The sequence below is a fragment of the Pseudoflavonifractor capillosus genome, from assembly GCF_016899775.1.
Classification (GTDB): Bacteria; Bacillota; Clostridia; order Oscillospirales; family Oscillospiraceae; genus Lawsonibacter.
In genome coordinates this window covers 1-7,092 of sequence record NZ_JACJJE010000094.1, presented here as the reverse complement: position 1 = coordinate 7,092, position 7,092 = coordinate 1, and the positions used below count along the sequence as shown (strand labels likewise).

Below are 7,092 nucleotides of genomic sequence, written 5' to 3'. Positions count from 1 at the left end.
CGCCTCCCAAAAACAGCAAAAAGAAACCGCCGGAAACCCTTGGCGCGCAAGGCTTCCCGGCGGTAGACCTGGTAGACATTTGGTAGACTCTATGAACTATTCCTTCTCAAAGCGATAGCCAACGCCGCGCAGAGTTACGATGCGGTCGCTATATGGGGTGATTGCATGGCGGACCTGTTTGATATGGGTGTCGAGGGTACGCGTGTCTTCAGGAAGTTCGCCTCCCCAAACGACATCCAGGATCTTTTTGCGGGAAAACACCACATCTGGGTGACCGGCCAACAGGGCCAGCAGGTCAAATTCTTTAGGGGTCAGATTGACGGCCTGCCCGTCAACCGTCACGCGCCGGGCGGTCAGATCAATGGAAATACCATTCCGCTTGATGTACTGAGGGCGCATGGCATCCAAAACAGGGCCGCGTTTCAGGATGACTGCAATTCTCAGCATAAGCTCTCTGGGGGAAAATGGTTTGACCATATAGTCGTCTGCTCCCAGCTCCAGTCCGCGAATTCGATCATTTTCATCGCCGCATTCCGACAAAATCAAGATCGGAACCTGAGAAAAGCTGCGTATCGTCTGACAAACCGAAAACCCGTCTAACTCCGGCAATAAAATTGCCAGAATCACAAAATCAAAGGCGTTCTGCCGGCAGAGGGCGACCGCAGTATAGCCATCGCTGGCTTCCGCAACCTCGTATCCCTCCAGGCGGGCATGACGGCCGATCTGGCTCCGTACAGCCATGTCACTATCAACAACCAGGATACGCTTCATGGAAGTACCTCCTATCTGTTTTGAGGGGCTGCCCGCCTAAGGATCCTTCTCCAGAGCTGAACAAAGTTTCTGGCGGTAGGCATCCACCGCCCGGGCGGGAGCCGTCAAAGTGACGTCCGGCTCCAATGCAAAGAGCCACCCGAAAAACTGAGGACTCAGAACCAGAGGGATACTGACCGTAAAGTAGTCTGGGCCATCCGGGACCAGAATGATATCCAGCCCAAAGCGGTCCAAAACCACGCCGGCCATGGAGCTCTTTGCCCTCAGGGTGACAGTCATCTCCTCTCCGCTGTACATTCCAAAGTGTTTCTGACCATAGGCGGCAATGTCAAAGGCTGGGTATTCATCTGTTCCTTCTCGAGGCAGGCGTGTAACGGTGATTTCTGCCATTTTGTCCACGCGGTAGTGGCGCATCTGGCGGTGTTCACTGTCATAAGCCACCAAATAGTAGTTATCATTGTTCCAGATCAATCCATAGGGGGAGACAGTGTACCGGCTGCCGTTTCGTCGGAATACCTTTTGCCGGTACATGTTGTAGTCAAAATATTGAAAGGTGATGGAGCGTTTGGAGGCAATGGCGGCGTGGAGCTTGTCTACATTATAATAAATGCTCTCATTCATGACTTTGATCCGGCCGCTGACAAAGACCTGCCGCTGGAGCTGCCGGGCCTGGTACACGCTGGCCAGCCGCTCCAGCTTTCGGATCAGGGTGTCGCTCTTCTTGCGGGTGATAAAACGGGAGGATTGGACCGCGTCCACCAGCAGCTTCAGCTCTGGGAGTTCAAAGTCCCGGCCCCCTACAAACCACCCCGGGGAGCGTCCTTTCCGGCATTGAATATCTACTCCGAACCGCGCCAAGGCATCCAGATCGTCATAGATGCTCTTCCGCTCCGCCTGGATGTTATACTGGGCCAGCTGGGCAATCAGCTCCTGAACAGACAACGGGTGATCTTCGTCGGTCTGCTCCATCAGAATCCGGCACAGATACAGCAGCTTCAGCTTTTGATTGGCGCTTCGGGCCATGGGGGCCGCCTCCTTCCAGCGTTCAGACCGATGGGCCGCTCACTGCGAGAGCAGAGGGAAAACGGTCTGCTCAGGACCAGGTTTCCCAGATCTGAGGACAGTAGCCCACAGTCGCCTGCTTTCCATTGCGGACGATGGGGGTGTTGAGCAGGGAGGGGTCCTCAAACAGATGGTCAAGCTTGGCCTGCTCCGAGGCCAAGTAGGAGATCATCACGGCATCCGGATGCTTGGAATCAATCATCGCCTCAAGACCCACGGCCTGACGGACGCTGGCCAGCTCTCCTCGGCTCATGCCGTACCGCTTTAAATCCACCGATTGAAACTTGATGCGGCGCTCTTTAAACCAGCGCTCGGCTTTTTTGGTATCAAAGCTCTTTGAAGTTCCAAAAATTTGAATATTCATGCCATTGTCCGTTGGAAGAAGAACGGCGGGAGGCCTGTGCCGGAATCTTTTGACTGGGCCCAACGGCCCGCACGCCAACGGACAGCGGCAGAAATCGCTGTCCTGGATTGTGCTCTTCCATGGGACTCGCTCCCTTCAATCCGTATTTTTCCATAAAAAGTATACCATATTTTGCATGTGTGGACAAGAGGTGATTCAAGAATATGTGTATTTCTATGGAGCCCCGGTTTGATGGACAAACTTTTGCAGTTTCCTATGAAAAGGTATACAGATGAAGAAAACTGTGGTATAATACCATTGATTTGGTATCCAGAAGCGGCAGCTGAAATCTGCCGCACGCTTGGATTTATACGCGGGATGCCGGGCGGGACGCGCCCTCCGCGTTTAAATAGCCGCACAGATCCCAACCGGTAGAAAGACAGGCCGGGACGGAGGTGCGGGGCACAGTACAAGAGGACACCGGAGGGCGAAAAGCCGCTACCGACCCACAGCGAGGCAGGGCTGCGGGCAGGGGCCTTTTCGCCTGGTTGTCGTGCGGCCGCACGGCGGCTTATCTCGTGTTTTCTGGTATGAAATGGATCATAATTAAGAGAATAGATTGAGAAAGGAAACTGATATGGCAGAAAAATTGAAAATCATATCGCTGGGCGGCCTGAATGAAATCGGGAAAAACCTGACCGTCTACGAGTACGGGAATGACATCGTGGTTGTGGACTGCGGAATGGGGTTCCCGGATGACGATATGTACGGCATCGACGTGGTTATCCCAGATGTGAGCTATCTGATCAAGAACCAGAGCAAGATCCGGGGCATCTTTATCACCCACGGCCACGAGGACCACATTGGAGCCATCCCCTATGTGCTGAGGTCTATCAACGCCCCCATCTACGCCACCCGCATGAGCGCTGGTCTGATCCAGCTGAAGCTGGAGGAACACCACCTGGTGTCCAAGACCAAGATGATCACCTGCGAGGCGGGGGACGTGATCCAGGCGGGCAAGTTCTCCATTGAGTTCATCCATGTGAACCACTCCATCGCCGATGCGGTGGCCTTCGCCATCAAGTGTCCGGTGGGCACCATAGTCCACACCGGCGACTTCAAGATCGACACCACCCCCATCCAGGGAGGGATGATCGACCTGGCCCGGTTCGGTGCGCTGGGGCAGGAGGGGGTGCTGGCCTTGCTGGCCGACTCCACCAATGTGGAGCGCCCGGGCTACACCCGCAGCGAGAGCAGCGTGGGCAACTCCTTTGACGCCCTGTTCAAGGGCTGCCAGGAGCGCATCATCGTCACCACCTTCGCCTCTAACGTGGACCGCCTGCAGCAGATCATCAACGTGGCGGCCCGGTACGGCCGCAAGGTGGCGGTCACCGGCCGGTCCATGGAGAACGCCATGAAGGTGTCCACCGAGCTGGGCTATATGAAGATCCCCGACGGGGTGCTCATGGACCTGAACCAGATCAAGTCCCTGCCCAAGCACAAGGTGTGCATCATCACCACCGGCAGCCAGGGTGAGACCATGTCGGCGCTCTCCCGGATGGCCTTCTCCACCCACCGGCAGGTGGACATCCAGCCCGGGGACAAGGTCATCATCTCCGCCTCCACCATTCCCGGTAACGAGAACGCCATGGGCAACGTGATCAACGAGCTCTACCGGAAGGGGGCCGACGTGGTGAACGAGCGGGCCATGCCCCTCCACGTGTCCGGCCACGCCTGCCAGGAGGAGCTGAAGATCATCCACGGCCTGGTCAAGCCCAAGTTCTTCATTCCCGTCCACGGGGAACAGCGCCACCTGAAGATCCACGCCAAGCTGGCCCGGGAGATGGGCATGGCTCCCAACCACATCATCATCAGCGACATCGGCCGGGTGATCGAGCTCACCCCCAAGACCTGCAAGCTGGGGGGCACCGTCACTGCGGGCAAGGTGTTTGTGGACGGCTCCGGCGTGGGCGATGTGGGCAGCGTGGTGCTGCGGGATCGCCGCCACCTGGCCCAGGACGGCATGGTGGTGGTAGTGGTCTCCATGTCCGGCGAGGACGGGGCCCTGGTCTCCGGCCCGGACATCATCACCCGGGGCTTTGTGTATGTGAAGGAGTCCGAGGGGCTGATGGACGAGCTGCGCCAGGTGGCGCTGGACGCCATCCTGGACGTGGACACCCGGTACGCCACCGACTGGTCCGCCATCAAGCAGTCCATCAAGGGGGACCTGTCCAACTACCTCTATAAAAAGACCAAGCGTTCGCCTATGATCCTCCCTGTGATTATGGAAGTGTAAAGCAAAACCGCCGCTCCCTTGACAAACAGGGAGCGGCGGGATATTATAATGGATAGAAGGGACGCCGTCTGGACAAGACGGTTTCGCCCGGATTTATGAAGATTTCAAATTTGCGATATAGCGGCTGCTATATCAGCACAGAAACCGTCACCGTGCCGGGTGGCGGTTTCTGCGTTTCACAATGATCGTAACAGTGAACTGTCCGATATGTAATGTGATCCGCATATACACACCCCCTTTCGAGGGTTGTAGCGAAACCGCCCCGCTTGTTCCAAACAGCGTCCCTAGGGAGATTATACCAGTATTCGCCAAAAAGCACAAGAGCCGCTCCCTTGACAAACGGGGGGCGGCGGGGTATTATAATAAATAGAAGGGACGCTGTTTGGACAAGACGGTTTTAGCCCTGATTCGTTAAAATTTCAAATGGTCTATATAGCAAACGCTATACGATCACAGAAACCGTCACTTGGCAGAGTGGCGGTTTCTGCGTTTTACGACGATCGTTACCGTAAAGGCTCCGATGTGCAGCGTAATGCGCATTCGCTTCACCCCCTCTCGGAGGGAGTGGCTAAAACCGCCTTCCATTTTGTCACAGAACAGCGTCCCGATTTGCATTGTATCATGCAAGGGGAGTTTTGTCAAAAATTGCCGCCTTGGGTGTACGGCGGCGTGCAACTGGAGGGGGCTTCCTTATTATATATAAGGTAGGAGATGATTCTTTTCCGTCGGCGGGGGGTTTTGCCGCCCCGGCGGTGAGCGTTGTTTCCTCTTTTTGTAGGGCGCGACGACTCGGCGCGCCAATTCTGGAGGTTTTCGCGGGGAGTTTCGCCGCCTGCGGGCGGCGAGTGACTTTCCCAGCGATGGGAAAGTCACCAAAGGATCGCCGGGGGACGGCTCAGGATGAGCGCTTCGCGCTCATATTCGCCTTACCCCCGGTCCCCCATTACGAGGGACGCAAGCTTGAAAGTGTAAGCGGAATTTCCGGCGCGCAAAATCTGAGTGACGATCTAAATCCCCGCCGGGCCACTGGGCCCTGGGTCTCCGAAAATTAGAACTTGCACGATTCCACTTCCGCGCCTGGGTTTGCCGAGCCAACATGCCTAGTTCAAAACACGGATACCTCATCCGCCCCCTTCGGGGGCACCTTCCCCTAAAGGGGAAGGCAGAGGAACGCGTTTTTAAAGCCTTCCCCTTTAGGGGAAGGTGGCTGGCCGTAAGGCCAGACGGATGAGGCGGGAGCCCAAGGGGCTCCCCTACGAAAACAACGAGACCATTTCGCGTTGTGCTGTAGTGCTGTAGGGGAGGGGCTGAAGGTGAATTGCCCCGAAGGGGCAAGAGAAGCCACCCTGGGGTGTGCCCCTCCCGCCGTATTCTCTTTACCCGGCGGGCTGGTGTGGGACCGGCCCCTACGGCAAATCTGGAGGCGACCGGCCGTAGGGGCGGGTGTCCTCACCCGCCCGCCGATGCCCTGAGTCGAACTTGAGCCCCGCCAGCCACAAAGGCGCGCTCTCCACCGATAGAAGAAATACCCATAAGGTTACCAGACAACTCAGCGGCAGCGGTCATAGAAGGTCAACCAGTCAGTTGAGCCACCCGCGCCTTTGCGTTGACTGCCACGGCTGCCTAATTGGCGGCCCCCGTAAATGGGGGTCCGGGGGAAAGGCGACTATGAGCACGAAGTGCTCATCTGGAGCCGTCCCCGGTGGCGTTTTGCCTACTTTGCCGCCATGGGCAAAGTAGGTCGCCGCCCGCAGGCGGCGAAATCCCCCAGCGGGAAATTGTCGAAAACCGGAGCGGCGCGCCGAGGTCGTGGCCCAGGCCAGCTTCTCTTGCCCCTGCGGGGCAATTCACCTTCTCGCGCCCTACAAAGGCATTCCAAAATTCGCCCCCTCATCCGTCTGGCCTGACGGCCAGCCACCTTCCCCCCAGGGGGAAGGCTTTCGGGCGATGAGGACACCGCCCCTACGGAGAAAAAGAAGGCTTTGGAGCGTATCGGTAGGCCATTCCGGGGTACCAAAATGGGCGGGTTTTCCAACCCCGCCTGTGGGCTGTGCTCCCCTTGCGCATAAATTTCGGAAAACGGGGCACCCGGGGCCGTCCGGAGGTGCTGGAAGCGGGTGGCCTCTCAAAAAACGGTAACTTTTTTTGTGACTTTACGGAAATATTTCAGAGAAATCCTCCTTTGTAACAATCCTGACGCAATGTTACGGTTTTGTTACACTTTCCCGTAACCCGTTGACGCGGGCACGAAGATGGGGTATAGTATGGGCACAGGCAAGGGGAGTTATGCTGTCATAGTTGGGTAAAAGTCCCTTTTTCTTCTAGTTTAAGGGAGTTTCTTCCTTGTTTTGGCAGATAACTTTCCTCCGAACCTGAATTTAAAAGGAGGAATTCCAATGAGAAACCTGAAGCGTGCTCTCAGCCTGGGTCTCACCGCGGCCATGATTTCCGGCCTGATGGTGATGGGCTCCAGCGCCGCGAGCTACGCGGACGTGACTTCTGAGGACAATCAGGAAGCCATCGAGGTTCTCCAGACCGTCGGCATCATGGTCGGCGACGAGAACGGCGATTTCAACCCTGATCAGAACGTCACCCGCAACGAGATGGCGGTCATTATGGC

6 protein-coding genes are annotated in these 7,092 nt (G+C 56.7%); 2 read left to right on the top strand and 4 right to left on the bottom strand.

The annotated features are described in order from the left end of the window. Positions 1 to 96: 96 nt before the first annotated feature. The 4 genes from H6B31_RS16015 to H6B31_RS16000 all read right to left on the bottom strand — a co-directional run bounded on the left by H6B31_RS16015 (position 97) and on the right by H6B31_RS16000 (position 2,318). A complete protein-coding gene (locus H6B31_RS16015) occupies positions 97 to 771 on the bottom strand; it encodes a response regulator transcription factor (protein WP_204899417.1) in 675 nt (224 codons plus the stop codon). A gap of 36 nt (positions 772 to 807) precedes the next feature. Then, positions 808 to 1,794, bottom strand: coding sequence for a helix-turn-helix transcriptional regulator (locus H6B31_RS16010; protein ID WP_204899416.1), 987 nt, complete (start codon positions 1,792 to 1,794; stop codon positions 808 to 810). A gap of 70 nt (positions 1,795 to 1,864) precedes the next feature. Continuing rightward, positions 1,865 to 2,197 carry an arsenate reductase family protein gene (locus H6B31_RS16005; protein WP_204899415.1) on the bottom strand — a complete coding sequence of 111 codons (333 nt, stop codon included), beginning with the start codon at positions 2,195 to 2,197 and terminating at the stop codon, positions 1,865 to 1,867. Then, complete coding sequence (locus H6B31_RS16000) at positions 2,160 to 2,318, bottom strand: hypothetical protein (protein ID WP_204899414.1); 159 nt, start codon at positions 2,316 to 2,318, stop codon at positions 2,160 to 2,162. Before H6B31_RS16000 ends, H6B31_RS16005 begins: the two co-directional genes overlap by 38 nt. A gap of 495 nt (positions 2,319 to 2,813) precedes the next feature. Here H6B31_RS16000 and H6B31_RS15995 point away from each other — a divergent pair, with 495 nt between their 5' ends. Both H6B31_RS15995 and H6B31_RS15990 read left to right on the top strand, forming a co-directional pair. Next, positions 2,814 to 4,472: a ribonuclease J gene (locus tag H6B31_RS15995; RefSeq protein WP_204899413.1), complete on the top strand. Its 1,659-nt coding sequence runs from the start codon at positions 2,814 to 2,816 to the stop codon at positions 4,470 to 4,472. Between the two features lie 2,396 nt (positions 4,473 to 6,868). Then, a partial coding sequence (locus H6B31_RS15990) for an S-layer homology domain-containing protein (RefSeq protein ID WP_204899412.1) occupies positions 6,869 to 7,092 on the top strand: 224 nt, incomplete at its 3' end.

What these genes read in the sequence shown, in the direction of transcription:
- H6B31_RS16015 (WP_204899417.1), bottom strand. Translation starts at nt 771, where the DNA reads ATGAAGCGTATCCTGGTTGTTGATAGTGACATGGCTGTACGGAGCCAG.
- H6B31_RS16010 (WP_204899416.1), bottom strand. Translation starts at nt 1,794, where the DNA reads ATGGCCCGAAGCGCCAATCAAAAGCTGAAGCTGCTGTATCTGTGCCGG.
- H6B31_RS16005 (WP_204899415.1), bottom strand. Translation starts at nt 2,197, where the DNA reads ATGAATATTCAAATTTTTGGAACTTCAAAGAGCTTTGATACCAAAAAA.
- H6B31_RS16000 (WP_204899414.1), bottom strand. Translation starts at nt 2,318, where the DNA reads ATGGAAGAGCACAATCCAGGACAGCGATTTCTGCCGCTGTCCGTTGGC.
- H6B31_RS15995 (WP_204899413.1), top strand. Translation starts at nt 2,814, where the DNA reads ATGGCAGAAAAATTGAAAATCATATCGCTGGGCGGCCTGAATGAAATC.